21 protein-coding genes and 2 pseudogenes are annotated in these 26430 nt (G+C 74.6%); 15 read left to right on the top strand and 8 right to left on the bottom strand.

The annotated features are described in order from the left end of the window. Nucleotides 1-121 precede the first annotated feature (121 nt). On the top strand, nucleotides 122-2539 hold the full coding sequence (locus tag ACFV3R_RS04470; protein ID WP_385575325.1) for a HelD family protein: 2418 nt from the start codon (nucleotides 122-124) through the stop codon (nucleotides 2537-2539). A 254-nt stretch (nucleotides 2540-2793) separates the two neighbouring features. On the opposite strand, the gene ACFV3R_RS04465 is transcribed toward ACFV3R_RS04470, so the two are convergent. Beyond that, on the bottom strand, nucleotides 2794-3000 hold the full coding sequence (locus tag ACFV3R_RS04465) for a cold-shock protein (protein WP_385575322.1): 207 nt from the start codon (nucleotides 2998-3000) through the stop codon (nucleotides 2794-2796). A gap of 362 nt (nucleotides 3001-3362) precedes the next feature. On the opposite strand from ACFV3R_RS04465, the gene ACFV3R_RS04460 reads away from it, so the two are divergent. Both ACFV3R_RS04460 and ACFV3R_RS04455 read left to right on the top strand, forming a co-directional pair. Next, on the top strand, nucleotides 3363-4805 hold the full coding sequence (locus ACFV3R_RS04460) for an NAD-dependent malic enzyme (RefSeq protein WP_385575319.1): 1443 nt from the start codon (nucleotides 3363-3365) through the stop codon (nucleotides 4803-4805). 401 nt (nucleotides 4806-5206) lie between these two features. Next, nucleotides 5207-5488, top strand: coding sequence for an HU family DNA-binding protein (locus ACFV3R_RS04455; RefSeq protein ID WP_385575316.1), 282 nt, complete (start codon nucleotides 5207-5209; stop codon nucleotides 5486-5488). A gap of 186 nt (nucleotides 5489-5674) precedes the next feature. On the opposite strand, the gene murA is transcribed toward ACFV3R_RS04455, so the two are convergent. Next, on the bottom strand, nucleotides 5675-7009 hold the full coding sequence (murA, locus tag ACFV3R_RS04450; protein WP_385575313.1) for a UDP-N-acetylglucosamine 1-carboxyvinyltransferase: 1335 nt from the start codon (nucleotides 7007-7009) through the stop codon (nucleotides 5675-5677). Nucleotides 7010-7269: 260 nt separating this feature from the next. Here murA and ACFV3R_RS04445 point away from each other — a divergent pair, with 260 nt between their 5' ends. The 7 genes from ACFV3R_RS04445 (at nucleotide 7270) to ACFV3R_RS04415 (ending at nucleotide 16804) form a co-directional block, all read left to right on the top strand. Then, on the top strand, nucleotides 7270-7857 hold the full coding sequence (locus ACFV3R_RS04445; protein ID WP_385575307.1) for a YqgE/AlgH family protein: 588 nt from the start codon (nucleotides 7270-7272) through the stop codon (nucleotides 7855-7857). Between the two features lie 78 nt (nucleotides 7858-7935). Beyond that, nucleotides 7936-8235, top strand: a complete 300-nt coding sequence (locus ACFV3R_RS04440; protein ID WP_385575304.1) for a DUF3039 domain-containing protein — start codon at nucleotides 7936-7938, stop codon at nucleotides 8233-8235. Nucleotides 8236-8339: 104 nt separating this feature from the next. Beyond that, nucleotides 8340-10004: a beta-N-acetylhexosaminidase gene (locus tag ACFV3R_RS04435; protein WP_385575301.1), complete on the top strand. Its 1665-nt coding sequence runs from the start codon at nucleotides 8340-8342 to the stop codon at nucleotides 10002-10004. A 404-nt stretch (nucleotides 10005-10408) separates the two neighbouring features. Then, nucleotides 10409-11305, top strand: coding sequence for an FAD binding domain-containing protein (locus ACFV3R_RS04430; RefSeq protein WP_385575299.1), 897 nt, complete (start codon nucleotides 10409-10411; stop codon nucleotides 11303-11305). Beyond that, nucleotides 11302-13704 (top strand): 2Fe-2S iron-sulfur cluster-binding protein, encoded by a 2403-nt coding sequence (locus tag ACFV3R_RS04425; RefSeq protein ID WP_385575296.1) that lies wholly within the window; start codon nucleotides 11302-11304, stop codon nucleotides 13702-13704. The genes ACFV3R_RS04430 and ACFV3R_RS04425 overlap by 4 nt, the downstream gene beginning before the upstream one ends. After that, on the top strand, nucleotides 13701-16022 hold the full coding sequence (locus ACFV3R_RS04420) for a xanthine dehydrogenase family protein molybdopterin-binding subunit (protein ID WP_385575293.1): 2322 nt from the start codon (nucleotides 13701-13703) through the stop codon (nucleotides 16020-16022). Before ACFV3R_RS04425 ends, ACFV3R_RS04420 begins: the two co-directional genes overlap by 4 nt. 119 nt (nucleotides 16023-16141) lie before the next feature. Continuing rightward, nucleotides 16142-16804: a 1,4-alpha-glucan branching protein gene (locus tag ACFV3R_RS04415; protein ID WP_385575290.1), complete on the top strand. Its 663-nt coding sequence runs from the start codon at nucleotides 16142-16144 to the stop codon at nucleotides 16802-16804. A gap of 38 nt (nucleotides 16805-16842) precedes the next feature. Here ACFV3R_RS04415 and ACFV3R_RS04410 read toward each other — a convergent pair. Beyond that, a pseudogene (locus tag ACFV3R_RS04410) lies at nucleotides 16843-17714 on the bottom strand (alpha/beta fold hydrolase). A gap of 92 nt (nucleotides 17715-17806) precedes the next feature. Then, the gene (locus ACFV3R_RS04405) at nucleotides 17807-18463 is read right to left on the bottom strand and encodes an SAM-dependent methyltransferase (protein ID WP_385575286.1); all 657 of its coding nucleotides are present in this window, start codon (nucleotides 18461-18463) and stop codon (nucleotides 17807-17809) included. Nucleotides 18464-18560: 97 nt separating this feature from the next. Between ACFV3R_RS04405 and ACFV3R_RS04400 the strand changes: the two genes are divergently transcribed. The 3 genes from ACFV3R_RS04400 (at nucleotide 18561) to ACFV3R_RS04390 (ending at nucleotide 22108) form a co-directional block, all read left to right on the top strand. Beyond that, the gene (locus tag ACFV3R_RS04400) at nucleotides 18561-19181 is read left to right on the top strand and encodes a helix-turn-helix domain-containing protein (protein WP_385575283.1); all 621 of its coding nucleotides are present in this window, start codon (nucleotides 18561-18563) and stop codon (nucleotides 19179-19181) included. 264 nt (nucleotides 19182-19445) lie between these two features. Next, a complete protein-coding gene (locus tag ACFV3R_RS04395) occupies nucleotides 19446-21242 on the top strand; it encodes a DEAD/DEAH box helicase (RefSeq protein WP_385575280.1) in 1797 nt (598 codons plus the stop codon). Nucleotides 21243-21466: 224 nt separating this feature from the next. Continuing rightward, nucleotides 21467-22108 carry an IclR family transcriptional regulator gene (locus tag ACFV3R_RS04390; RefSeq protein ID WP_385575277.1) on the top strand — a complete coding sequence of 214 codons (642 nt, stop codon included), beginning with the start codon at nucleotides 21467-21469 and terminating at the stop codon, nucleotides 22106-22108. 18 nt (nucleotides 22109-22126) lie between these two features. Here ACFV3R_RS04390 and ACFV3R_RS04385 read toward each other — a convergent pair whose 3' ends face one another. The 4 genes and pseudogenes from ACFV3R_RS04385 to ACFV3R_RS04370 all read right to left on the bottom strand — a co-directional run bounded on the left by ACFV3R_RS04385 (nucleotide 22127) and on the right by ACFV3R_RS04370 (nucleotide 24712). After that, nucleotides 22127-22450: a hypothetical protein gene (locus ACFV3R_RS04385; protein WP_385575510.1), complete on the bottom strand. Its 324-nt coding sequence runs from the start codon at nucleotides 22448-22450 to the stop codon at nucleotides 22127-22129. Between the two features lie 172 nt (nucleotides 22451-22622). Continuing rightward, nucleotides 22623-22937, bottom strand: a pseudogene (locus ACFV3R_RS04380) (methyltransferase domain-containing protein); the annotation flags it as partial. Nucleotides 22938-23456: 519 nt separating this feature from the next. Continuing rightward, nucleotides 23457-23903, bottom strand: a complete 447-nt coding sequence (locus ACFV3R_RS04375) for a DUF6415 family natural product biosynthesis protein (protein ID WP_385575274.1) — start codon at nucleotides 23901-23903, stop codon at nucleotides 23457-23459. Between the two features lie 83 nt (nucleotides 23904-23986). Further along, complete coding sequence (locus ACFV3R_RS04370) at nucleotides 23987-24712, bottom strand: GntR family transcriptional regulator (RefSeq protein WP_385575271.1); 726 nt, start codon at nucleotides 24710-24712, stop codon at nucleotides 23987-23989. Between the two features lie 47 nt (nucleotides 24713-24759). On the opposite strand from ACFV3R_RS04370, the gene ACFV3R_RS04365 reads away from it, so the two are divergent. Next, nucleotides 24760-25575 (top strand): class I SAM-dependent methyltransferase, encoded by an 816-nt coding sequence (locus ACFV3R_RS04365; protein WP_385575269.1) that lies wholly within the window; start codon nucleotides 24760-24762, stop codon nucleotides 25573-25575. Nucleotides 25576-25634: 59 nt separating this feature from the next. Then, a complete protein-coding gene (locus ACFV3R_RS04360; protein WP_385575266.1) occupies nucleotides 25635-26414 on the top strand; it encodes a PDZ domain-containing protein in 780 nt (259 codons plus the stop codon). Nucleotides 26415-26430: the final 16 nt, after the last annotated feature.

The following is a 26430-nucleotide window of genomic DNA, read 5'->3' as shown; positions in this document are numbered from 1 at the left end:
GCCCCCGCCGCGAGCAGGTCCCGCGGCGGGGGCGCCCTTTCGCGGGGACCCGGCAGGTGCGCGGCCTGCCCGGTTCGCGTACGGTTGACGGCTGCCCTCAGCACACCAGAAAGGGGCTCGGGTGGCCGCGCAGAACGCCACGCACACGCCGGAGCAGTCGCCGGAGGCCGTGACCGCGCGGGACTCCGTGCGCGACCGGGAGATCCAGGCCGAGCAGCAGCACCTCGACCGCGTGTACCACCGCCTCCAGGAGAAGATCCACGAGGCCGAGTTCCTCATGGGAGACGCGGCACGAGTGGGCCAGGTCGGCACCCCGGGGGCGCTCGCCGAGCGGGACGCCCAGGTCTTCCAGGCCGGCCTCCACCTGCACCGCCTCAACTCCGAGTACGAGGACTTCCTCTTCGGCCGCATCGACCTGCTGGCCGGCAAGGACGGCGAGCGCGGCCCGGACGGCGCCCAGACCTCCGTTGAACCCGCCGACGACGCGGTGCGCGAGGGCCGCGCCGAGATCGCCGAGACGCTGCACATCGGCCGCCTCGGCGTGCTGGACGCCGACTACACGCCGCTGGTCATCGACTGGCGCGCCCCCGCCGCCGCCCCGTTCTACCGCGCCACCCCGGTGGCCCCGGGCCGGGTGGTGCGCCGCCGCGTCATCCGCTCCAAGGGCCGCCGGGTCCTGGGCGTCGAGGACGACCTGATGCGGCCCGAGGTCACCGCGACCCTGGACGGCCGGGAGCTGCCCGCGGTCGGCGACGGCGCCCTGATGGCGGCCCTGGGCCGGGCCCGCAGCCACACCATGCGCGACATCGTCGCCTCCATCCAGGCCGAGCAGGACCGGGTGGTGCGGGCGCCCTCGGCCTCCGTCACCGAGGTCGAGGGAGGCCCCGGCACCGGCAAGACCGCGGTCGCGCTGCACCGGGCCGCCTACCTGCTCTACCAGGACCGCCGGCGCTACTCCGGCGGCATCCTGGTGGTCTCCCCGACGCCGCTGCTGGTGGCCTACACCGAGGGCGTGCTGCCCTCGCTGGGGGAGGAGGGCCAGGTGGCCGTCCGCTCCCTGGGGTCCCTGGTGGACGGAGCCGAGGCCAGCGTCCACGACGAACCGGCGGTGGCCCGCATCAAGGGCGCCGCCCGCATGCAGAAGGTGCTGCGCAGGGCGGCGCGGGGCCTGCTGGACGCCCCGGCCCCCGCAGCGCCGGCCGAATCCGCCGACGGGCAGCTCACTCTGGAGGACCCCGCGGAGGCGGCCCGGCCGCCGGCCGTCCCCGACCGGTTGCGCGTCGTCGTCTTCGGCAGCCGCCTGGAGCTGGACGCGGAGGCGCTGCGCCGCATCCGGCACAGCGCCCTGGGCGGCACCGCCCCCATCAACCTGCTGCGGCCGCGCGCCCGCCGGCTGCTGCTGGACGCGCTGTGGGAGCAGTCCGGCGCCGCCCGCCGGCACACCGACCCGGAGCTGGCCGCCGAGGCCCGGCAGGGCTTCGACGAGGACGTCACCGGCGAGAGCACCTTCACCGCCTTCCTCGACGCCTGGTGGCCGGAGCTGACCCCGCGCGCGGTCCTGGCCGCCATGGCCGACGAGCGGCGCCTGGGCCGCTGGGCGCGCCGGGTGCTGAACCCGCGCGAGGTGCGTCGGCTGGCCAGGTCGCTGCGGCGGCTGGGGCCCGAGGGGGAGGGCCCGGTCTCGGTCCACGACGTGGCGCTGCTGGACGAGTTGCACCTGGTGCTGGGCACCCCGGCCCGGCCCGCCACGCCCCGCGCGGCGGACCCGCTGGACCACCTGACGGGGCTGGAGGAGCTGACCACCTGGGCCGAGCGCAACGGGGGCGGCCGCTCGCGGCGGGACCGGCTGGTGGAGGAGCGCACCGAGTACGCCCACGTCATCGTCGACGAGGCCCAGGACCTCACCCCCATGCAGTGGCGCATGGTGGGCCGCCGCGGCCGGCACGCCACCTGGACCGTGGTCGGCGACCCGGCGCAGTCCTCCTGGTCGGACCCCGACGAGGCCGGAATCGCCCGCGACGAGGCACTCGGCAACCGGCCGCGCCGCCGCTTCACGCTGACCGTCAACTACCGCAACCCCGCGGAGATCGCCGAGCTCGCCTCCCGGGTGCTGGCGCTGGCCATGCCCGGCACGCCGGCGCCGGAGGCGGTCCGCTCCACCGGCCTGGTGCCGCGCTTCGCGGTGGCCCCCGCGGAACGGGACGGTCTGGCGGCGTGCGTGCGGGCGGAGACCGAGCGGCTGCTCGGCGAGGTGGAGGGCACCGTCGGCGTGGTCACCGCCATGGCCCGGCGGCAGGAGGCGGCCGGCTGGCTGGCGGGGCTGGGGGACCGGGTGGTGGCGCTCGGCTCGCTGGAGGCCAAGGGCCTGGAGTACGACGCCACCCTGGTGGTCTCGCCGGCCGAGATCGCGGACGAGTCGCCGGCCGGTCTGCGGGTGCTGTACGTGGCGTTGACGCGCGCGACGCAGCAGCTCACGGTGGTCTCCTGGCGGCGGGACGAGCCCGACGAGGCGGGCGTCCCGGACCTGCTGCGGCCGTAGGCGACCCCGGCCGGCCGGGTGCCCCGGCCGGTCCGACCTCGCGTCAGCCCGGGCCCGCAGGGGTCACCCTGAAGCGGGAGGTGGGTGTTAGCCTGGTAGAGACACCGGCCCGATCCAAGCCCCCGGGCCCAACCTAAGTCGCTTCGAGCGACCACTTGCCGCGAGGCGAGCATGGCGGGTCGGTGTCATCTCCGTTCCCCCGGCGCCACAGGCGCACGGGGGTCTTCTTCTGTCCGGCCTTGGTGCGCGGCTGCTCAGCCGAGGACCCGGACCTGCTCCGCCTGCGGGCCCTTGCGGCCCTCGGCGATCTCGAACTCGACGCGCTGGGTGTCCTGGAGGCTGCGGTAGCCGTCCCCGGCGATCGAGCTGTAGTGGACGAAGACGTCCGGTCCGCCGCCCTCCTGGGCGATGAAGCCGTACCCCTTCTCCGCGTTGAACCACTTCACGGTGCCCTGAGCCATACCCACTCCTGCTATTCGACGGTGCTGCGGGCAGATCCTACGACCGTTTTTGGTCGATATCAGATGTTGTGCGGCGATTTTCAGGCGACTGGGTGGGGGTTTCGCGCGGATGCCACTCTCTCGTAATGTGGAATTAAGTTTTCGGAGTAACCACCTGGTTATCGTGTACCGGTTGGTAGGTGGGACGATCAGACAACACGCTGCGGCTGCGGGCCCCCCGTCGCGGCAGCAGACGAGTCCGGGTCCGGACAGGCGCCGCGCCGCGGCACTGCCGGCGGCCCGGCAGGTGCGGTCCGACCGGCCCGCACACCCGGCAGTGCCCGCACACGGCAGTCAGCAAGGAAAAGTAGAGGAAGTCGGCCATGGCAACGGCGCCTAGCGTCTCGTACTCGATGACGGTGCGACTGGAAGTTCCGGCCAGCGGAACAGCGGTCAGTCAGCTCACCACGGCCGTGGAGTCCTCCGGCGGCACTGTCACCGGCCTCGACGTCACCGCCTCGGGGCACGAGAAGCTCCGCATCGACGTCACCATCGCCGCCAGCTCCACCGCGCACGCCGACGACATCGTCGAGAAGCTCCGCGGCATCGAGGGCGTCAGCATCGGCAAGGTCTCCGACCGTACGTTCCTGATGCACCTCGGCGGCAAGATCGAGATGTCGTCCAAGCACCCCATCCGCAACCGTGACGACCTGTCGATGGTCTACACCCCCGGTGTGGCCCGCGTCTGCCAGGCCATCGCCAACAACCCCGAGGACGCCCGCCGCCTGACCATCAAGCGCAACAGCGTCGCCGTGGTCACCGACGGCTCCGCGGTGCTGGGCCTGGGCAACATCGGCCCCAAGGCCGCACTGCCGGTCATGGAGGGCAAGGCGGCGCTCTTCAAGCGCTTCGCCGGCATCGACGCCTGGCCGATCTGCCTGGACACCCAGGACACCGACGCCATCGTCGAGATCGTCAAGGCCATCGCCCCCGGCTTCGCCGGCGTCAACCTGGAGGACATCTCCGCCCCCCGCTGCTTCGAGATCGAGGCACGGCTGCGTGAGGCCGTCGACATCCCCGTCTTCCACGACGACCAGCACGGCACCGCCATCGTCGTGCTGGCCGCCCTGACCAACGCGCTGCGCGTGGTCGACAAGAAGATCGAGGACGTCCGGGTCGTGATGTCCGGGGCGGGCGCGGCCGGCACCGCCATCCTCAAGCTGCTGATCGCCGCGGGCGTGCGCCACGCGGTCGTCGCCGACATCCACGGTGTCGTCCACGCCGGCCGCCACGACCTGGTGGACACCGACGGCGACACCGCGCTGCGCTGGATCGCCGACAACACCAACCCCGAGGGCATCACCGGCACCCTCAAGGAGGCCGTGGTCGGCGCCGACGTCTTCATCGGCGTCTCCGCCCCCGACGTCCTGGACGGCGAGGACGTCTCGCAGATGGCCGACGGCGCCATCGTCTTCGCGCTCGCCAACCCCGACCCCGAGGTGGACCCGGCGATCGCCCGGCAGACCGCCGCCGTGGTCGCCACCGGCCGCTCCGACTTCCCGAACCAGATCAACAACGTGCTGGTCTTCCCGGGTGTCTTCCGCGGCCTGCTGGACGCCCAGTCCCGGACCGTCAACACCGACATGATGCTGGCGGCGGCCCGCGCCCTGGCCGACGTGGTCCTCGACGACGAACTCAACGCCAACTACGTCATCCCCAGCGTCTTCAACGAGAAGGTGGCCGGAGCCGTGGCCGGGGCAGTCCGGGAGGCCGCCAAGGCCGCCGGCGTCACCGAGCCCACCACCGAGCCCTCCGGCGCCGTCTGAGGCCCCCCTCCGGCGCGCGGGCGCCCGGGGCCGCCCCCCTGTCCGTCAGCGCGCCGGGTGGCGGACCACCCCCGCGCGGCCCCCGGCGGCGCGCCGCGGGCCGCCGGGGACCGCACGCCCCTATGGTGGCGGGCGGCCTGAGGGCGCCCGCCGGGGCGGCCGTCCGGGGCCGGCAAGGGTGCGCGATGTCACCCGACGTCACCTTGAAGGGCCTACAAACGCTTTCGTGGTGACCCTCCGGGGTGCCGGATTGGCTTTACCGCCGCAGGTGGGGGCAGGATGCTTATTCGGGCGCGAGGGTCTGGTTCAGACACCGGGTCCGGGGGCCTGCATCCCAGGCCCCCGGGAGCATCGGCTTCGATACTCACGCCTCACAGGCAAGATGAACACGGGAGTACATAATGAACCGCAGTGAACTGGTGGCCGCTCTGGCCGACCGTGCCGAGGTGACCCGCAAGGACGCCGACGCCGTTCTGGCCGCGCTCGCCGACACCGTCGGCGAGGTCGTCGCCAAGGGCGACGAGAAGGTCACCATTCCTGGCTTCCTGACCTTCGAGCGCACCCACCGTGCCGCTCGCACCGCGCGCAACCCGCAGACCGGCGACCCCATCGAGATCCCCGCCGGTTTCAGCGTGAAGGTCTCCGCCGGCTCCAAGCTCAAGGAAGCCGCCAAGGGCAAGTAAGCCGCACGCCCCCTGACCAGGGGGTGCGACCCAGAGCTTCGTACGAGGGCGGCCACCCGGGGGGTGGCCGCCCTCGTCGTGTCTGCCCGGCGGGCGAGGAGCCCCCTGAGGGCCCCCAGCACGCGAGGAGCCGCCCGGCACCATGCCGGACGGCTCCTCGTCGTCGTACGGGGCGCAGAACCCCGCTCAGCCCTGCGGCAGCTCCACCTTCGCGCCGAGGCTCACCAGCTTCTCCTGGAAGTTCTCGTAGCCGCGGTTGATCAGGTTGATGCCGTGCACCCGCGAGGTGCCCTGTGCGGCCAGCGCCGCGATCAGGTACGAGAACCCGCCGCGCAGGTCGGGGATGACCAGGTCGGCGCCCTGGAGCCGGGTCGGCCCCGAGACCACCGCCGAGTGCAGGAAGTTGCGCTGCCCGAAGCGGCAGGCGCTGCCGCCCAGGCACTCGCGGTAGAGCTGGATGTGCGCGCCCATCTGGTTGAGCGCCGAGGTGAAGCCCAGCCGCGACTCGTAGACCGTCTCGTGGACGATGGACAGGCCCGAGGCCTGCGTCAACGCGACGACCAGCGGCTGCTGCCAGTCGGTCTGGAAACCGGGGTGGACGTCGGTCTCCAGGGCGATGGCGTTCAGCGAGCCGCCCGGGTGCCAGAACTGGATGCCCTCGTCCTCGACCTCGAAGGCGCCCCCGACCTTCCGGAAGGTGTTGAGGAAGGTCATCATCTCGCGCTGGCGGGCGCCGCGGACGTACACGCTGCCCTCGGTCGCCAGCGCCGCGGACGCCCAGGAGGCGGCCTCCAGCCGGTCCGGCAGCGCGCGGTGGTTGTACCCGTCGAGCCGGTCGACACCGGTGATCCGGATGGTCCGGTCGGTGTCCATGGAGATGATCGCGCCCATCTTCTGCAGGACGCAGATCAGGTCCTCGATCTCCGGCTCGACCGCCGCGTTGGAGAGCTCGGTCACACCCTCGGCCAGCACCGCCGTCAGCAGCACCTGCTCGGTGGAGCCCACCGAGGGGTAGGGCAGCCGGATCTTGGTGCCGCGCAGCCGCTGCGGGGCCTCCAGGTACTGGCCGTCCGCCCGCTTGTCGATCGTCGCACCGAACTGGCGCAGCACGTCGAAGTGGAAGTCGATGGGCCGGCCGCCGATGTCGCAGCCGCCCAGGCCCGGGATGAAGGCGTGGCCGATGCGGTGCAGCAGCGGCCCGCAGAACAGGATCGGGATGCGTGAGGAACCCGCGTGGGCGTCGATGTCGGCGACGTTCGCGCTCTCGACGTGCGTGGGGTCCATCACCAGCTCACCGGGCTCGTCGCCGGGGCGGACGGTCACGCCGTGCAGCTGCAGCAGGCCGCGGACCACCCGCACGTCGCGGATGTCGGGGACGTTGCGCAGCCGGCTCGGCCCACTGCCGAGCAGCGCGGCGACCATGGCCTTGGGCACGAGGTTCTTCGCGCCGCGGACATTGATCTCGCCCTCGAGCGGGGTGCCGCCATGGACAAGCAGTACGTCGTCGGGGATGACGGTCATGGATCTCGCGTTCCTGGAGACGGGCGGGGGGCAGAGAAAATGGTACGGCGGTTGGGGCCCTTGTTCGACGGACCACCCGGCGGGGGCCGCGGACCATGGATTTGTCACACCACGGACCGTCCGGCGCACCGGACACCCCGTGACGTGGCGCCCGGCACGCGCCGTGCGTGCGCCGGGGATGCCGTTGTACGCCTGCCCCGTGCGCACCCGAACAGGCCGACGACTGTCCCGCGTGACCCGGAGTGCGGGATCATGTCGCCATGACGGAGGTGTCCTCGCTCACGGGCCGGTTGCTCGTGGCCACGCCCGCGCTGGCCGATCCGAACTTCGACCGCGCGGTCGTGCTGCTGCTCGACCACGACGACGAGGGCTCCCTCGGCGTCGTCCTCAACCGTCCCACACCCGTCGACGTCTCCGACATCCTCGGCTCCTGGGCGCCGCTGGCCGGCGAACCCGGCGTCGTCTTCCAGGGCGGACCGGTCTCGCTGGACTCGGCGCTGGGCGTGGCCGTCGTCCCCGGCGGGCAGGGCGGGGCGGGGCGCACCACCGACAGCGGGCCGCTCGGCTGGCGACGCGTGCACGGCGCCATCGGCCTGGTGGACCTGGAGGCGCCGCCCGAACTGCTCTCCCGCGCGCTCGGCTCGCTGCGCATCTTCGCCGGCTACGCGGGCTGGGGCCCGGGGCAGCTGGAGGCGGAGCTGGCCGACGGCGCCTGGTACGTCGTCGACTCCGAACCGGGCGACGTCTCCTCCCCCGATCCCGAGCGGCTGTGGCGCTCGGTGCTGCGGCGCCAGCGCAACGAACTGGCCATGGTCGCCACCTATCCCGACGATCCCTCCCTCAACTGAGGCGCCCCGCGGCCCCCGGCGCGGTGGCGCCGGCCACACCCTCGTCGCCCCGCCGCCACCCGCATTACTCTTGGGGCCATGAGCACTCTTGAGCCCGAGCCCGAGCGCGGAACCGGTACGGGGACCCTGGTCGAACCGACGCCACAGGTGTCCCACGGCGACGGCGACCACGAGCGCTTCGCCCACTACGTCCAGAAGGACAAGATCATGGCGAGCGCGCTCGACGGGACGCCCGTCGTCGCGCTGTGCGGCAAGGTCTGGGTTCCCGGCCGGGACCCGAAGAAGTACCCGGTCTGCCCGATGTGCAAGGAGATCTACGAGTCCATGAACGCCGGCGGCGACAAGGACAAGGGCAAGGACGGCAGCGGGAAGAAGTGACGTCCGGCGGGGCGGCCGCGCCGCCGCCCCGCCCCCGTCCCGCCCGCCGACCGGGCGTCCCACCGCCCTTCCCGCCCGCCGGGGCCCAGGTCAGACTGTCGCCCATGCCCGACACCGACCTGCCCGCCGCCCCGGCACTCCCCGGTCTCCTGCCGCAGCCCCGCACCCTGACGCCGCTCGACGGTGAGCCGCCGTTCACCCTGGACGCCCGGACCGCCCTCGACGCGGGCCCCGGCACCGAGGACACCGCGCACTGGCTGCGCGCCACCCTCGGCGACGCGCTGCGCCTGCCGCTGCCGCCCGCCGGCCCCGCCACCCCGAAGGCGCGCCGCCTCACCCTCGCGGTCGACCCGGCGCTGCCCGAGGGCGGCTACCGCCTTCAGGTGCACGGTGAGCGGGGCGCCGAACTGGCCGGCGGGGACGCCGCGGGCGTCTTCCACGGCGCGCAGACCCTGCGTCAACTCCTCGGGCCGCAGGCCCACCGCCGGGCGCCGATCCGGCCCCCCGGCCCCCTCGCCGTCCCCGCCGTCACCGTCGAGGACGCCCCCCGGTTCGGCTGGCGCGGCCTGCTGCTCGACGTCGCACGGCACTTCCTGTCCAAGGACGCCGTACTGCGGTACCTGGACCTGATGGCCGCGCACAAACTCAACGTCCTGCACCTGCACCTGACGGACGACCAGGGCTGGCGGATGGAGATCCACCGCTACCCGGAACTCACCCGCACCGGCGCCTGGCGCCCGCGCACCCGCCTCGGCCACCGCGACTCCACCCGGTGGGACGACCGCCCGCACGGCGGCTACTACACCCAGGACGACCTGCGCGAGATCGTCGCCCACGCCGCGGCCCGGCACATCACCGTCGTCCCCGAGATCGACGTCCCCGGCCACTCGCAGGCCGCCATCGCCGCCTACCCGTACCTGGGCAACACCGACGTGGTGGACACCGCGGCCCTCGGCGTGTGGGACACCTGGGGCGTCAACCCCAACGTCCTCGCCCCCACCGAGACCACCCTGCGCTTCTACGAACACGTCCTGGAGGAGGTGCTGGAGGTCTTCCCCTCCCGCTTCGTCCACCTGGGCGGCGACGAGTGCCCCAAGGACCAGTGGCGGGCCTCGCCCACCGCCCAGGCCCGCATCCGCGAACTGGGCCTGGCCGACGAGGACGAGCTGCAGAGCTGGTTCGTGCGCCACTTCGACACCTGGCTCGCGAGCCGTGGGCGGCGGCTGGTCGGCTGGGACGAGATCCTCCAGGGCGGCCTGGCCCCCGGCGCCACCGTGTCCTCCTGGCGCGGCTACGCGGGCGGGGTGAGCGCGGCGCGGGCCGGCCACGACGTCGTCATGTGCCCCGAGCAGCAGGTCTACCTCAACTACCGGGAGGACGGCGGCGCGGACGAACCGGTTCCCATCGGGTACGTCCGCACCCTGGCGGACGTCTACCGCTTCGAACCGGTGCCGCCGGAGCTGACCGAGGCCGAGGCCCGGCACGTGCTGGGCACCCAGGCCAACCTGTGGAGCGAGGTGACCGAGAGTCAGAGCCGGGTGGACTACCAGCTCTTCCCCCGGCTCGCCGCGTTCGCCGAGGTGGCCTGGAGCGTGCTGCCCGCCCCGGCCGACCGCGACCTGGCCGGCTTCACGGCCCGGTTGGCGGACCACTACCCGCGGCTGGACGCCCTCGGCGTCGACTACCGTCCGCCCGGCGGTCCGCACCCCTGGCAGCGCCGGCCCGGCGTCGTCGGACGCCCCTTCGAGGGGCTGCCCCCGAACGTGTGAGGCCCGCGGGAGGGCCGCCCGCCGACCCCACCGGCCTGGGATGCTGCCGGTACCGGGGGCGGGCCGGCAGGTCCGTGCCGGGGCGGCGGCGGGACGGCCGGCGCCCCGGCGTCCGGCGGGAGGCGCCGCAGGCCGCTCACCGCCGGGCCCCGCTCCCGCGGCGCGGGGCCCCGACCGGGCGCCCGCGCCGGCGACCACCTCCTCCGGGCCCCGGCGGCCATGGCACCCAAGGCGGAACCGATGTGCGGATACAGGACATTCGGGGGCTCGGGGAGGGAACGCGGGTTCGTGGACCTGGGCGTCACCCCGTCGCGAAGATGTGCCAGAGTTGCCACGTCCGGGCTGTGAGCACGTACCGTACGGCGCAGTGCGACAGCCGGGACACCGGGGAAGGGGCGACTGGGTTGACCACGCACGCAGCACCGCAGGCGTTGCCGTCCGTGACGTTGCCGGTCTCGCTGGACGAGGCCGTGGCGGCCCTGACCGCCATGCCCGCCGCCGTGCCGGTCGCCGGCGGCACCGACCTGATGGCCGCCGTCAACGCCGGCCTGCTACGGCCCGCCGCCCTCGTCGGCCTCGGCCGGATCAGCGAGATCAGAGGCTGGCAGTACCTCGACGGCCAGGCGCTGCTCGGCGCCGGCCTGACCCTCGCGCGCATCGGACGCCCCGACTTCGCCGCGCTCATCCCCGCGCTCGCCGCCGCCGCGCGCTCCGCCGGGCCGCCGCAGATCCGCAACGCCGGGACGCTGGGCGGCAACATCGTCAGTTCCGCGCCCACCGGCGACACCCTTCCGGTGCTGGCCGCCCTGGAGGCCACCGTCGTCGTCGCGGGGCCCGGCGGCGCCCGCCGTGACATCCCCGTCAGCCACCTCCTGGCCGGCCGCGACATGCTCGGCCCCGGGGAGGTCGTCGGCTTCGTCCGGGTGCCGCTGCTGCACGCCCCGCAGGCGTTCCTGAAGGCCACCGGCCGTACCGGCCCCGGCCGCGCGACGGCCTCCGTCGCCGTGGTGCTCGACCCGGCGCGGCGCAGCGTGCGGTGCGCGGTGGGCGCGGTCGCGGCCATGCCGCTGCGACCGCTGGAGGCCGAGGAGTGGGTCGCCTCGCTCATCGACTGGGACGGTGCGCGCGGCCTGGTGCCCGAGGCGCTCACCGCGTTCGGCGAGTACGTCGCCGCGGCCTGCATCCCCGACCCGGCGCCCGACGAGGCGGGCGAGACGTCCCCCCTGCCGCCGGCCGCCCTGCACCTGCGTCGTACCGTGTCGGCCCTTGCCCGCCGAGCCCTTGGGAGGGCGCTGTCATGAGCGACGAGCGCGACGAGCACGGTCCCCGCCACTCCGGCCAGCGCTGGGAGCCGCTGCCGCAGGGCGGCGAGGTCGACCAGGAGGCCACCTCCTTCGTCCAGTTGCCCGAGGGGTTCACCACCGGGCCGGCGCGCCGCCGCGGTGCGCCGGGCGGCGACCCCGCGCAGGACCACGGCGATCCGCTGGCCGCCCCCGGCCACGGCTACACGCCGCCGTCCTCGTTCCCCGCCCCGGACGCCGCCGGCAACCCGCCCGGCGCGGACGCCGACCCGGCCGCCACCGCCCAGTGGACGATGCCGTTCGCCGGTGCCGCGGGCGACCCCGGGCAGTGGGGCGCCCACCAGTACTGGCCGGAGCAGGGCGACCCCGGCGCCGCGGACTACGGGCGCAGCGGGGACTGGTCCGTCCCCGTCGCCCCCGAGGACCAGCGGGACGACTCCGGCGAGTACACCGCCACGGGCGGCCACTACGGCGACGCCGGCGGCCACTCCGCCTACCCCCACCAGGGCTACGCCGACCCCCTCACCGACCCGTCCGCCGGCGGCCACGACACCGGTGCCCGGCAGCAGTGGCACACCGGGGAGACCTGGCAGCAGCCGGGCACCGCGCACGACGCCCTCTCCGCACCCGGTCCGTACGCCGACCCCGGGACCTGGGGCGGGGCCGGCCACGACCAGGGCTACGGCTACCCGCAGGGCGACCTGCACGCCCCCGGCCCCGCCGAGCCGCACCCCACCGACCCCGCCGACCACGGCGAGCACCCCGGCGACCCCGCGCACCCCGGCGGCCAGTGGGGCCTGGCACCGCACACCGACGGCGCGTGGGAGACCACCACCCCGCACGACCCGTTCGGTCCCCCCGGGACCGGCCATGCGGGAGCGGACGCGGCCGGCGGGAGCGGAGCGGCGGAGCCGGACCCCGCCGCCTTCCGCCCCGGCGCGCCCGCCGCCGACCATCTCCAGGACACCCTCGGCCACGACCCCTTCGGCCAGGGCGCGTTCGAGCAGCAGCCCTACCCCCAGGACCTCCACGGCCAGGACCTCCACGGCCAGGACCCCTACGGCCAGGGCACGCCGTTCACCGGGGAGCCGTACCCCGGCGGGCAGCCCTACGAGGAGCACCGGCCGGCGACGGACCCCGGCACCGAGGGCTACGGCTACGGGGACCAGCAGCCCTTCGCCGCCCCCGCGGACGACCCGCACGCCCCGCTCGCCCAGGCGGCGCCGGAGGCCGCCACGGGCGGCGCCGGGACGCTCAGCCCCGAGGCCGCACCCGAGGCCGCGCTCCCCGAGGCCGCACCCGAGGCCGCCCCCGACGCCGGTGCCTGGCCCGCCTCCGACGCCGAGGCCGCCCAACCCCCCGTCGACGCCGAACCCGCCGAGCCGGTCGACGTGCAGCAGGCCCCGCCCGTGCCCGCCGAGGAGGACGCCGGCCACCGGCCGGACGCCGACGCGGAGCCTGCCGCACCCGCCGGCCCCGACCACGGCCCGGGAGGCGACCCGGCCATCCCACGGGCCCGCCGCCCCCTCGACGGTGCCGACGGGCACCGCGCGCCGGACGGCGCGCCGACCGTCCCGGCGCAGGGCGGGGAGCCGGCCGTTCCCGCTGACCCGGACCACGCTCCGCACGAGGCCACGGCGGCCCCGGCCGACCTCGGCGACCCCGCCGGCCCGGCCGGCGTGCCCGCGAGCCCGCCCGTCCCGGCGCAGGACGCACCCCAGGAGGCACCGGGCGCCGAGGCGGACCAGGACACCGAGGAGGCCGCGCCCGCCCCCGACCCGTCCTTCGAACACCCCCTCGCCTCCTACGTCCTCACCGTCAACGGCGCCGACCGGCCCGTCACCGATGCCTGGATCGGCGAGTCGCTGCTGTACGTGCTGCGGGAGCGGCTCGGCCTGGCCGGCGCCAAGGACGGCTGCTCGCAGGGCGAGTGCGGCGCCTGCTCGGTGCAGGTGGACGGCCGGCTCGTCGCCTCCTGCCTGGTGCCGGCCGCCACCGCCGCCGGCAGCGAGGTGCGCACCGTCGAGGGCCTCGCCGAGAACGGCCAACCCTCCGACGTGCAGCGGGCGCTGGTCGCCTGCAGCGCCGTGCAGTGCGGCTTCTGCATCCCGGGCATGGCCATGACGCTGCACGACCTGCTGGAGGGCAACCACGCCCCCAGCGAGCTGGAGGCCCGCAAGGCGCTCGCCGGCAACCTCTGCCGCTGCTCCGGGTACCGCGGTGTGCTCGACGCCGTCGACGAGGTGGCACGGGCACGGCGCGCCGCGTACGAGGAGGCCCACGCGGAGCCCGGGGACGCCGCCGCCCCCGGGGCCGGGCAGCAGGACGGAACCGACCACCCGCGTGACGCCGGGCCAGGGACCGGCACCACCCCGCCGACGACGGGAGGCCCCGCATGACCGCCACCACCCACACCCCGGTCACCGCGACCCCGGCCCCAGCGGGCCCGGACCTGGTGGCGGACGAGCAGCCGCACGGACTGGGCGAGCCGGTCCCCTCGGCGGACGCACCCGCCAAGGTGCAGGGCCTCTTCCCCTACGCCGCCGACCTGTGGGCCGAGGGCCTGCTGTGGGCCGCCATCCTGCGCTCCCCGCACCCGCGGGCCCGGGTGCTGTCCGTCGACACCAAGCACGCCGTGGACATGGCGGGCGTCCACGCGGTGATCACCCACGCCGACGTGCCCGGCGACGCCGCCTACGGCCGCGGCACCTCCGACCGGCCCGTCTTCGCCCACGACGAGGTGCGTCACCACGGCGAGGCCATCGCCGCCGTCGCCGCCGACCACCCCGACACCGCGCGCCTGGCCGCCGCCGCCATCGCCGTCGAGTACGAGCTCCTGGAGCCCGTCACCGACCCGCAACTCTCCTTCGAGGCCGAGCCGCTGCACCCGGACGGCAACCTGCTGCGCCACATCCCGCTCAGCTTCGGCGACCCGCAGGCCGTCGGCGAGGTGGTCGTGGAGGGCCTCTACCGCATCGGCCGGCAGGACCCGGCACCCATCGGCGCCGAGGCCGGACTGGCGGTGCCCCGGCCCGACGGCGGCGTGGAGATCTACGCCGCGGTCACCGACCCGCACGTGGACCGCGACCTGGCCGCCGCCTGCTTCGGGCTGGGCCCCGAACAGGTCAAGGTCGTCGTCACCGGCGTGCCCGGCGCCACCGCGGACCGGGAGGACCCGGGGGTCTCCATCGCGCTCGGCCTGCTGGCCATGCGCACCGGCTGCCCCGTCAAGCTCGCCGCCACCCGCGAGGAGTCCTTCCTCACCCACAGCCACCGCCACCCCACGCTGCTGCGGTACCGCCACCACGCGGACCGCGAGGGGAAGCTGGTCAAGGTCGAGGCGCAGATCCTGATGGACGCGGGCGCCTACGCCGACACCTCCTCCGAGGCACTGGCCGCCGCGGTGTCCTTCGCCTGCGGCCCCTACGTCGTGCCGCACGCCTTCGTGGAGGGCTGGGTGGTGCGCACCAACAACCCGCCGTCCGGGCACGTGCGCGGGGAGGGCGCGATGCAGGTGTGCGCCGCCTACGAGGGCCAGATGGACAAGCTCGCCGCCGAACTGGACATGGACCCGGCCGAGTTGCGGATGCGCAATGTGATGGCCACCGGCGACCTGCTGCCCACCGGCCAGACCGTGACCTGCCCCGCGCCGGTCGCCGAGCTGCTGCGCGCGGTGCGCGAGGAGCCGCTGCCGGAGCTGCCCAAGGACGCCCCGCCCGAGGAGTGGCTGCTGCCCGGCGGCCCCGAGGGCGCCGGGGAGCCCTCCGCGGTGCGCCGCGGCGTCGGCTACGCGCTGGGCATGGTGCACATGCTGGGCGCCGAGGGCGCCGACGAGGTGTCCACCGCCACGGTGAAGGTGAGCGGCAACGTCGCCACCGTCATCTGCGCCGCGGTGGAGACCGGTTCGGGCTTCTCCACCCTGGCCCGCCAGATCGTCCAGGACGTCCTGGGGGTGGACGAGGTCGTCGTCGCCGGCGTCGACACCGACCAGCCGCCGGCCGGCCCGGCCTGCCACGGCCGCCACACCTGGGTCTCGGGCGGCGCGGTGGAACGCGCCGCGAAGATGGTGCGCACCCAGCTCCTCCAGCCGCTGGCGCACAAGTTCGGTATGTCCACCGAACTCCTCCAGATCAACGACGGCCGCATCACCTCCTACGACGGGGTGCTCTCCACGACGGTCGACGAGGCGCTGGACGGCAAGGAGCTGTGGGCCACCGCCCAGTGCCGCCCGCACCCCACCGAGCCGCTCGACGAGTCGGGCCAGGGCGACGCCTTCGTCGGCCTCGCCTTCTGCGCCATCCGCTGCGTGGCCGACGTCGACATCGAACTCGGCACCGTCCGCGTCGTCGACATGACCGTGGCGCAGGACGTGGGCCGCGTCCTGAACCCCGCCCAGCTCAGGGCCCGCATCGAGGCCGGCGTCACGCAGGGCCTGGGCGCGGCGCTCATGGAGAACCTGCGCAGCAGCCGCGGTCAGGTCCGCCACCCGGACCTGACCGACCACCCGCTGCCGACCTCCCTGGACGCCCCCGACATCCGCATCGTCAAGCTCGTGGAGGAGCGGGACGTGGTGGCGCCGTTCGGCGCCAAGCCGGCCAGCGCCGTGCCGGTGGTCACCTCGCCGGCGGCGGTCGCCTCCGCGGTGCGCGCCGCCACCGGCCGCCCCATCGGCCGCCTCCCGATCCGCCCGCAGGCCGCGGTGGCCGCACCGGGCTGACGTCCCGAACCTCGCCGAAATCCCGCAGCCGGAAGGGCAGTCGGCGTTTCGGAACGACCTGCCGGGGGCGGCGGTGGGGGTGGCAGGATGGGCGGCAGCCGACAGAGAGGGTGTTCCCCATGGCCGTCGTCCACCGCACCACGCTGAGCCCCACCAAGCTGGAGCTGCTCGCCGGATGGCTCCCGACCCGGCCGTGGTACGTCGGCGGCCGGGCACCACGGCTGGAGCGGACCGGCGGCTTCCGGCTGGACGACCCCGCCGGCGAGGTCGGCATCGAGATCATGGCCGCCACCGACTCCGCCGGGCCCGAGCCGGTGACCTACCACGTACCGCTCGCCTACCGCGGCGCACCGCTGCCGGGCGCCGAGGACGCGCTGCTGGGCACCATGGAGCACGGTGTGCTGGGCCGGCGCTGGGCCTACGACGGCAGCCGCGACCCGGTCGTGGTGGCGCAGCTGACCGCGCTGCTGCACGGAGCGGCCGAGCCGCAGGCCCAGAGCGTCAGCAACACCCCCGACCCGGCCGTCGAGGTCCTCACCAGCCTCGCCGGCCCGGTGGACGCCGCCGGTCCCACGGCCGTCAAGGACACCGCCCACGGCACCGAGCTGGCCGTCACGGGCGCCACCGGCTCGCCCCTCACCCTGCACCTGCTGCGCGTCCTGCGCCCCGGGGGTGATGCGCCCGCCCCCGGCGGCCTCGGCCGTGTCGTCGCCGACTGGACTCCCGCGGAGGGCGAGAAGGCCCGCGGCACCTGGATGGTGGCGCTCGACGCCGCCCGGTAGCCGAGGGCCGCCACGCCCCGCACCCTGGTCGCGGGCGCTCACCCGGCCCGGAGGAACTCCGTCACCACCTCGGCGAACAACTCCGGCTCGTCCACCCACGGGTAGTGGCCCACGCCCGGCAGGGTGCGGCGGCGCACGTCGGCGGAGGCGGTGAAGGACGCGGCGGCGAGGTCACCGGCCCGCACCCCGGTGACCCCGTCCAACTCGCCGGTGACCACCAGGACGGGGCACGCCACCCGGCCCAGCCCCTCGACCAGGGCCCGGCGCGCCGCCTCGTCCACGCCCTGCCAGAACCCGGCGCGCGGCACCGGCCCGAGCTGTCCGCCCTCGGTCGCCGCGTGCGCCTGCTGCCGCTCCTCCCAGCGGCCGTACGCCAGCGGCGCCGCCCGCCACCGCAGCTCGCGGACCTCGCGCAGGTCCGAGGCGGTGGCCAGGTCCGCGACGGCCGCCGCGGCCTGCGGCCACCACTCCTCCCCGGAGCGGGCCTCGAAGATCTCCCGCGCGTCCTCCAGCTGCCCGCCCTGCAACCGGGAGCCGGGGCACACCAGCACCAGCCGGGTCAGCCGCTCCGGGTACAGGGTCGCGTACGCCTGGGCCGTCGTCGCGCCCGCGTCGTGCCCGAGCAGCGCGAACCGCTCCAGGCCCAGGTGGGCCCGGAGCGCCTCGACGTCCTCCGCGACGCGCGGGAAGGCGTACTGGAACGGGTCCTGCGCGACGGGGGAGTCCCCGGTGCCGCGGGCGTCCGGCACCACCAGGGGACGGGTCCGGGCGAGCCCGCCAGGTCGCCGAGGTAGGCCGCGTCCCGGCCCGGCCCGCCGGCCAGGCAGACCAGCGGGGGGAACGGCGTGCCGGACGGACCCAGCTCGCGGTAGTGGAGGCGGGCCGTGTCGTAGGAGGCGTAGGTCGGCATGGCTCAAGCCTGCCCGGGATCGCGCCGGACCTGCGCCGGCCGGGCGGACCCACGGGCGCGGTGGCGCGGGGGCCACTGGGACCGGGAGGAGGTCAGCGGGGCAGCCGGCGCACCTTCACCGTGTTGTCCCTCCGGTGGACCTCCTCGCCGTCCGGGCCCTTCTGCACGCGGTCGTGGTCCTCGCAGACCAGCACCTCCCACTCGCCCTCGGGCAGCCGCAGGTCCGTGACGACCTGCTGCGGCGAGGGGAGCTGGAGGTCGGCGTGGTGGTGGTCCTGCTGCCAGGGGGACGGGGAGGAGTGGCCCTCGACCAGCAGCACGCCGCCCGGGGCGACGGCGGCCGCGGCCCGCCGCAGCACCTGCTCGCGGGGCAGGGTGCCGGGGGTGTGCAGGAACTGCGCGCTCACCAGGTCGTACTCGCCCTCGGGGAAGGACTCGGCCAGGTCGTGGCGGCGCCACTCCACCCGGTCGGCGACGCCCGCGTCCCGGGCGTGCCCGGCGGCGCGCTCCAGCGCCACCTCGGAGATGTCGACGCCCGTGACCCGCCAGCCCTGCCGGGCGAGCCACACCGAGTCCGCCCCCTCGCCGCACCCCAGGTCCAGGGCGCGGCCCGGCGACAGCTGTGCCACCTCCCGCACCAGGACGACGTTGGGCTCCCCGCTCCAGATCCGCTCGGCACTCGCGTAGCGGGCGTCCCACATCGCGGCGTCGTCCGCGTACTGCGCCGGGTCCATCTCCGTGTGCACCATGGCTCCTCCTGGCTCGCCTTCTCGGACCGTCCCTGCGAAGGGTCACCCACCCCGGGACAGCTTGACAAACTTTGTTGCCGGGGCGGCAAATGGAGGGATGAGCGACGACTTGAGCGGTGTGCTGACCGCCGTGGGGCCCAGGCTGCGTGCGCTGCGCCAGGAGAGCGGCATGACCCTGGCCCGGCTCGGGGAGCTCACCGGAATCTCCGTCTCCACCCTCTCCCGCCTGGAGTCCGGCGGCCGCAAGCCCACCCTGGAGCTGCTGCTGCCCCTGGCCAGGGCGCATGGCGTGCAGCTGGACGAGCTGGTCGGCACCCGGGCCGCCGAGGACCCGCGCATCCACCCCAAGCCCTTCAACCTCCACGGCACCACCTTCATCCCGCTCACCCGCTATCTGGGCGGCATGCGCGCGTACAAGCAGATCTACCCGCCCCTCGACCCGGACGCCCCGCTGCCGGAGCTGAGGAGCCACGAGGGGTACGACTGGCTGTACGTGCTCTCCGGGCGGCTGCGGCTGCGGCTGGGCGAGCACGACATGGAGCTGCGGGCCGGGGAGGCCGCCGAGTTCGACACCCGGGTGCCGCACGCCATGAGCAACGCCGGCACCCGGCCCCTGGAGGTCCTGGGCCTCTTCGGGCCGCAGGGCGAGCGCCTCCACGTACGGGCCCGGCCGGCGGGGCGGGCGGCGGCGGGGGACGAGGACGCCGAGGCCCACTGACGCCGACGCCCATTGAGGGTGGACGGGCCGGCGGCGGGCGGGCCCGTACGGCGGGCGGGACGGTGGCGGGCGCCCGGGACGACGCGGCCCGGCCCCCGCACGGAGGCCGGCAGCCCGGGCGGAACGCGGCCCGCCAAAGCCCGGGTTGGCCCCGCGGGAAGAGGCCGGGGTCACATCGGCGGGGCGGGGGCGGTGCGGGCGGCGCCCGACCCCGACGCGTTAGGCTGACGCGGTTGCGCAACGCCGACCCGCCCGACGGAGACCGTGACTACCACCACCAACGCCACCAGCAACCACCACCTGTCCCCGGCCTTCCCGGGACGGGCCCCCTGGGGAACCGCGAGCAAGCTGCGGGCCTGGCAGCAGGGGGCGATGGACCGGTACATCGAGACCCAGCCGCGTGACTTCCTGGCGGTGGCCACCCCCGGCGCCGGCAAGACGACCTTCGCGCTGACCCTGGCGTCCTGGCTGCTCCACCACCACGTCGTCCAGCAGGTCACGGTCGTCGCGCCGACCGAGCACCTGAAGAAGCAGTGGGCCGAGGCCGCCGCCCGGATAGGGATCAAACTCGACCCCGAGTACAGCGCGGGCCCGCTCGGCCGGGAGTACCACGGCATCGCGGTGACCTACGCCGGCGTCGGCGTGCGGCCCATGCTGCACCGCAACCGCATCGAGCAGCGCAAGACGCTGGTGATCCTGGACGAGATCCACCACGCCGGCGACTCCAAGTCGTGGGGCGAGGCGTGCCTGGAGGCGTTCGAGCCGGCGACCCGGCGCCTGGCGCTGACCGGCACCCCGTTCCGCTCCGACACCAACCCCATTCCCTTCGTCGCCTACGAGGAGGGCAACGACGGCATCCGCCGCTCCGCCGCCGACTACACCTACGGCTACGGCGACGCCCTCTCCGACGGCGTCGTCCGCCCGGTGATCTTCCTGTCCTACAGCGGCAACATGCGCTGGCGCACCAAGGCCGGCGACGAGATCGCCGCGCGGCTGGGCGAGCCCATGACCAAGGACGCGATCTCCCAGGCGTGGCGCACCGCGCTGGACCCGCGCGGCGAGTGGATGCCCAACGTCCTCCAGGCCGCCGACCGGCGCCTGACCGAGGTGCGCAAGGCCATCCCCGACGCCGGCGCCCTGGTCATCGCCAGCGACCAGGAGCAGGCCCGCGCCTACGCCAAGCTGATCCGCGAGATCACCGGGGAAGGCCCCACCCTCGTCCTGTCCGACGACACCGGCGCCTCGCAGCGCATCGACGACTTCGCCGCCTCGCAGGACCGGTGGATGGTCGCGGTGCGGATGGTCTCCGAGGGCGTCGACGTGCCGCGCCTCGCGGTCGGCGTCTACGCCACCACCATCTCCACCCCGCTGTTCTTCGCGCAGGCCGTGGGCCGCTTCGTGCGCTCCCGCAAGCGCGGCGAGACCGCCTCCGTCTTCGTGCCCACCGTCCCCTCCCTGCTGACCTTCGCCAACGAGATGGAGGTGGAGCGCGACCACGTCCTGGACAAGCCGAAGAAGCAGGGCGAGGAGGACCCCTACGCCGAGTCCGAGAAGGAGATGGACGAGGCCAACAAGGAGCAGGACGAGGACACCGGCGAGCAGGACCAGCTCTCCTTCGAGGCGCTGGAGTCCGACGCCGTCTTCGACCGGGTCCTCTACGACGGCGCCGAGTTCGGCATGCAGGCGCACAGCGGCAGCGAGGAGGAGCAGGACTACCTGGGCATCCCCGGCCTCCTCGAACCCGACCAGGTCCAACTCCTGCTCCAGAAGCGGCAGGCCCGGCAGATCGCCCACAGCAAGAAGCGCCCCGACGAGGAGGCCGACCTGCTGGAGATGCCCGCCGAGCGCCGGCCCGTGGTCACCCACAAGGAACTGCTGGGGCTGCGCAAGGAGCTGAACACGCTGGTGGGCGCCTACGTCCACCAGAGCGGCAAGCCGCACGGCGTCATCCACACCGAACTGCGCCGGGTGTGCGGCGGACCGCCGAGCGCCGAGGCGACCGCCGGACAGCTCACCGAACGGATCAAGAAGATCCGGGAGTGGGCGACCCGCATGCGCTGACCGGACGCGCCGGCCGACCGCGTTGACCTGGCGCGCCCGGATTCTGGACAGACCCTTCCGCTCAGCGGACCGGCTCGCTACTCTCCCGCTCACGCACCCGCCTCGTGGCAGAGCCGCCGCGGAGCGCAGCCGGTGTGCATCGCGATCGGCGGCCTCACGGCGCGCTGCCGCGGGACCGGCAGCCGCACCGCCTGGTGCCGCCACGTTGGGGAGGAGGGGGTGCCGTGACCGCGGAGACCTCCCAGACGCTCGACCGGGGGTTGCGGGTCCTGCGACTGCTCGCCGAGAGCGACCACGGCCTGACCGTCACCGAGCTGTCCACCAGGCTCGGCGTCAACCGCACCGTCGTCTACCGGCTGCTGGCCACCCTGGAGCAGCACTCCCTGGTCCGGCGTGACCTCGGCGGCCGGGCCAGGGTGGGACTGGGCGTGCTGCGGCTGGGCCGGCAGGTCCACCCGCTGGTCCGCGAGGCGGCGCTGCCCGCCCTGCGCTCCCTGGCCGAGGAGGTCGGTGCGACCGCCCACCTCACCCTCGTCGACGGCCACGACGCCCTCGCCGTCGCCGTCGCCGAACCCACCTGGACCGAGTACCACGTCGCCTACCGCACCGGGTTCCGGCACGCCCTGGACCGGGGCGCCGCGGGCCGCGCCGTGCTGCGCGCCCGGGAGGGCCGGACCGAGGACGGCGGCCTGGTCGTCACCCACGGCGAACTGGAGACCGGCGCCAGCGGCGCCGCCGCCCCGCTGCTCGGCGTGTCCGGCATAGAGGGCAGCGTCGGCGTGGTCATGCTCAGCGACGCGGTGCCCGACCGGGTCGGGCCCCGGGTGGTGGAGGCGGCCCGGGAGGTGGCGGAGGCGTTGCGGTAGGCCCCGCGGCACGGGCCGTCACCACGCGGCGGAGACCTCGTGCTCGGCGGACCGTACCCACACCCGCTGTCCGCACGGGGTGACCGTGATGCCCATGTCCCGGTCGGACGGGCGGCCGAGTCTTTCGTACTCCGCCCACATCGCCTCGACGTCCTTCCAGACGTCCCGCGGCCCGTAGACCGTGACCGAGCCGTCCGCGTCCGCGACGGCAGCCGACCCGCTGCCGTCCGCCACCCACAGCCGCACGCCCGCCTCGCCACTGCCCTCCACCATGCTCAGACCCGGAAGTCGAGCCCCGGCGTACAGTGCGAAACCGAGCCGGGTGAGGTGGGTGGGTGCCACCTCGGCCCACCGGCTGCGAGGCGAGGAAGTATCGACCGGGGCCGCGGCGCCGGCCCGGTGGGAGCGCATCGGCATGTAGGACGCGCCGCCTGCGAACGGCTCGGGACGCCGTTCCGTCCTCCCGAGCCGTGAGGCGCACCAGGGCGCCGCTCCACACCTCGCGGACCAGGGGAGCGACGATCACGCCGCCGTCGCGGCACTGGCGGACCAGCGCGTAGGGAACCTGCCGCAGTGCGCACGTGGAGATGACACGGTCGTACGGCGCGCCGCCGGGCCACCCGGCCGCGCCGTCGGCAACGACCAGTCGGGGGTGGTGGCCGCCTGCGGTGAGGAACCGACGGGCCTGCTCGGAGAGGCCGGCGTCGATCTCCACACTCGTGACGTGCTCTGCGCCGAGGCGGGCCGACAGGAGCGCGGCGACATAACCGGTGGCAGTGCCGATCTCCAACACCTCCTGCCCGTCGCGGACGTCGAGCAGGCCGAGCATCGTGGCCACCATGCTCGGCATGCTGTTGGAGGCGGTGGCGACGCCGGGGCCGTCCTCTGCCCCATCATCGATCTGCGTGACGATCGGGACGTCCGAGGCGAGGAGCCGTGACCGTTCCTCCTCGGTGGTGACCGGACGGCACCGGTCAGGATCCTGGCGCCAGACGCGCTCGGGGAGGTACGCGGCGCGCGGCGTGCGCCGCCACACGGCGCACCACTGCGGGGACAACAGGCCGCGCTCGTCCAGCTCCTGGACGAGCGCAGCATGCCCCTGGTGGGGAGTGGGCACGGCCTATCGCCCGTTCCCGCTGCCGCCACCGTTGCCGCCGTTGCCCCCGCCGTTCCCGTCCGGGCTCGGCGGGGTGGGCGGCGTCCACGGCTTGATGGGAGCGGGCTTCCCGCCGTGCCTGCCGTCGTGTGTGGGTGCGGTCGTCATCGGGTGACTCCTGTCGTTGTCGAGTGGTGCGTGTCGCCCGCCGCGGTTCCTCGTGGGACACCGCGGCGGGAGTACAGGGGCCGCTCAGCCGTGGGCGATACCGAGGGCGAGCAGGCCGGCGAGGACGGCGAGCACCGTGAGGTACGTCGCCGCCCGCGTCCTATGCGGGTCCATGCGCGTCGAGCTGCGTGAGCAACCACTCGCAGCCGCGCATGAGTTGGCCGACGTCGGAGTAGGCGGCTCCGGCGCTGGGCGGGAGGGGCGGGCGTGGGTGGCGGTGAGGCGCTGGAGGTGGATGTCCATCCGGTGCCGGTCGAAGGAGCCGGCGGGCATGCGGGCGGCAAGCTCGCGGGCGTCGTCGAGGAGGACGGCGAGGTGGCCGCGGAGGGCGAGGTGGACGGCGGCCACGTCGTCGTACGCGAGGCGGCCACGGGCCATGCCGTGCACTCTGGCGATGGTGGCGTTGATCGTCCTTACGTCGACGGACGCGGAGTCGTCATCGCGGTCGCTCCTCGATCGGGTGGATGGCATCGCTGGGTGACCCCCGCTGGCGAAGGTGGACTGTCCCTTGAGATTGGACCGGTTGACCGGTCCAGTCAATCCCCCGAAAGGGGTCAGCCCGCCCTCCCCATCGGGTACTGGTCGACTGCTTCCCAGAGGTCGCCCGGTGTGACGCCCTCCTCACAGACCAGAACGCCACCGTCCCGGTCATACGCCGTGTGCAACATGACGGCGACAGCGGTGGGCCGCTCCACCCCTAGTAGCTCCGCTTCCTCGCGGGTCGCCAACCGCGTGGTCGAGACATCCACGCCGGTCACCGGAGAGCGACCGGTCATCCGGGAGACGTAGGCCGTCGTGCCTTCGGCCAGCGGGCTCGCCTGTGCCAGGCGGGGGCACATGTCCGCGACGTTCCGCGGGAACCAGGCGCTCACGAGAGAGAACGGGTCACCCTCGTCGAGCAGGACCAGCCGGTCCCGACGCAGCGCCGCAACGCCTTCACCGACCTGCAGGGCCTCGGCGACCCGGGGTGGCGGTAGCTGCCAGTCCGGTGTTCCCAGGCGACGGAAGGGGCGCCCACCGATTGCACGCGGACCCATCCCGCGACGTCCGGCCGGTCTGGCCACCGGGGTTTCGACGACGGTGAAGCCGGAGCCCTGTTGCGCAGTGACGATTCCGTCGTGACGCAGCACGTCCATGGCCTTGACCACTGTTGCGCGGGACACGCCCCACTGGACGCACAGATCTCGCCCTGAAGGCAGCATGTCCCCGGGGCCGAACTCACCGTCGGTGATCCGCGACCGTAGGTTGTCGGCGATCTGCTGGTACTTCAGCTCGGCCATCGAACCTCCCGGGACAAGTTGTTCGGTCGACCGGTACCGTACCCGCCATGGTGCCTTCGGTCGCTCCTGAGGTCATGCGCTTCTACGCGTCCACGATCGACGAGTCGCAGCGCCTTTCGGCCACGGCCGAAGGGGTTCTCGAACTGGTGCGGACGCAGGAACTCCTGCGCCGCTACCTGCCCGCGCCACCGGCTCACGTCCTCGACGTCGGCGGTGGGCCCGGTGCGCACGCGCGGTGGCTGGTTGCGGACGGCTACCAGGTCACGCTCGTCGACCCGGTGCCCCGGCACGTGGAGCAGGCGGGCCGGATCCCCGGCTGTGTCGCGGAGATCGGTGACGCCCGTGCCCTCGGCGCCGAGACCTCCTCCTGTGACGTCGTCCTCCTCCTCGGGCCCCTCTACCACCTCCAGCAACGGCAGGACCGGGACCGGGCGCTGGCGGAGGCATGCCGTGTCGTCCGCCCCGGTGGGCTGGTCGCCGCCGCGGGGATCAACCGCTACTCCTCGCTCTTCGAGCACGCCGCGTTCGCCCACCTCCACCACGAGCGCCTGCACGACAGCGTCTCCACCATCCTGGAAAGCCAGGTGCACGACGGCAGGCGGGGATTCACGGCCGCCTACTTCCACAGCGGCGAGGAGCTGCGCCAGGAGATGACCGCCGCAGGACTGGAAGGCGTGGAGGTCCTCGGCGTCGAGGGGCCGGCGTGGTCGATGCTCGCCGCGGCCGAGCGGAACACGGACCGGTCCTTCCGCGCCTCGCCGCTGTTCGAGTCGGCGCTCGCCGCCGCGCGGATGGCTGAGCCGTACCCGGAACTGCTGGCTGCCGGCTCGCACCTGCTGGCGGTGGGGCGGCGTCCGGCCTGAGGGCTGTCCCGCACGGCCCGGAACACCGGCTCGGACCGGTCCCCACTAGGCTGTCCGGTGTGTCCTCTCGCTCCCGCGCCCTGACCGTCTGCGCCGTCCTGGTCGTCGCGCTGCTGGCGGTCGCCGTCTTCGCGCCGCTGCCGTTCTCGATCGCCGCCCCGGGGGAGACCGCCGACGTCCTCGGCAGCAAGGACGGCAAGCCCGTCATCACGGTGAGCGGGGCCACCACCCGGCCGACCACCGGGCAGCTGCGCATGACCACCATCGCGGCCAGCGGGCCCGACGTCGCCGTGCACCTGCCGGACGTCGTCTCCGGCTGGTTCGACCAGAAGATCGCCGTCATGCCGCACGACGCGGTCTACCCGGCCGGCGACTCCGACCAGGAGGTCAACCGCCGCAACCTCGCGCAGATGCGGCAGTCGCAGAACAGCGCCACCGCCGCCGCGCTCGGCTACCTCCACCGCTCCGGCGACGGCGTGAAGGTCACCCTGCGCCTGGCCGGCGTCGGCGGCCCCAGCGCCGGCCTGATGTTCTCCCTCGGCATCATCGACCGGCTCGCAGGTGACGGCGCCGGGCACGACCTGACCGGCGGCCGGACCATCGCCGGCACCGGCACCATCACCGACAGCGGCAAGGTCGGCCCGGTCGGCGGGGTCGCGCTCAAGACCCAGGGTGCCGCGCGCGCCGGCGCCACCGTCTTCCTCGTCCCGCGCGAGGAGTGCACCGACGCCCGGGCCCACCAGCCGAAGGGCATGCGGCTGGTGCCCGTCACCTCCCTGTCCGGCGCGGTCGACAGCCTCCGCAAGCTGCGGACCGGCGCCGCCGTCCCCAGCTGCTGAGACCCCGCGGAGCCGC

This window comes from Streptomyces sp. NPDC059740, assembly GCF_042733155.1.
In the GTDB taxonomy this organism is placed as follows: domain Bacteria; phylum Actinomycetota; class Actinomycetes; order Streptomycetales; family Streptomycetaceae; genus Streptomyces.
Note: the sequence above shows the minus strand (reverse complement) of the source record. Positions and strands in the feature narration are given on the sequence as shown.

Coding starts and splice junctions, on each gene's coding strand:
- ACFV3R_RS04435 (WP_385575301.1), top strand. CDS start 8,340: ATGCCCGACACCGACCTGCCCGCCGCCCCGGCACTCCCCGGTCTCCTG.
- ACFV3R_RS04465 (WP_385575322.1), bottom strand. CDS start 3,000: ATGGCTCAGGGCACCGTGAAGTGGTTCAACGCGGAGAAGGGGTACGGC.
- ACFV3R_RS04455 (WP_385575316.1), top strand. CDS start 5,207: ATGAACCGCAGTGAACTGGTGGCCGCTCTGGCCGACCGTGCCGAGGTG.
- ACFV3R_RS04400 (WP_385575283.1), top strand. CDS start 18,561: ATGAGCGACGACTTGAGCGGTGTGCTGACCGCCGTGGGGCCCAGGCTG.
- ACFV3R_RS04415 (WP_385575290.1), top strand. CDS start 16,142: ATGGCCGTCGTCCACCGCACCACGCTGAGCCCCACCAAGCTGGAGCTG.
- ACFV3R_RS04425 (WP_385575296.1), top strand. CDS start 11,302: ATGAGCGACGAGCGCGACGAGCACGGTCCCCGCCACTCCGGCCAGCGC.
- ACFV3R_RS04375 (WP_385575274.1), bottom strand. CDS start 23,903: ATGCCATCCACCCGATCGAGGAGCGACCGCGATGACGACTCCGCGTCC.
- ACFV3R_RS04460 (WP_385575319.1), top strand. CDS start 3,363: ATGGCAACGGCGCCTAGCGTCTCGTACTCGATGACGGTGCGACTGGAA.
- ACFV3R_RS04440 (WP_385575304.1), top strand. CDS start 7,936: ATGAGCACTCTTGAGCCCGAGCCCGAGCGCGGAACCGGTACGGGGACC.
- ACFV3R_RS04405 (WP_385575286.1), bottom strand. CDS start 18,463: ATGGTGCACACGGAGATGGACCCGGCGCAGTACGCGGACGACGCCGCG.
- ACFV3R_RS04420 (WP_385575293.1), top strand. CDS start 13,701: ATGACCGCCACCACCCACACCCCGGTCACCGCGACCCCGGCCCCAGCG.
- ACFV3R_RS04445 (WP_385575307.1), top strand. CDS start 7,270: ATGACGGAGGTGTCCTCGCTCACGGGCCGGTTGCTCGTGGCCACGCCC.
- ACFV3R_RS04370 (WP_385575271.1), bottom strand. CDS start 24,712: ATGGCCGAGCTGAAGTACCAGCAGATCGCCGACAACCTACGGTCGCGG.
- murA (WP_385575313.1), bottom strand. CDS start 7,009: ATGACCGTCATCCCCGACGACGTACTGCTTGTCCATGGCGGCACCCCG.
- ACFV3R_RS04365 (WP_385575269.1), top strand. CDS start 24,760: ATGGTGCCTTCGGTCGCTCCTGAGGTCATGCGCTTCTACGCGTCCACG.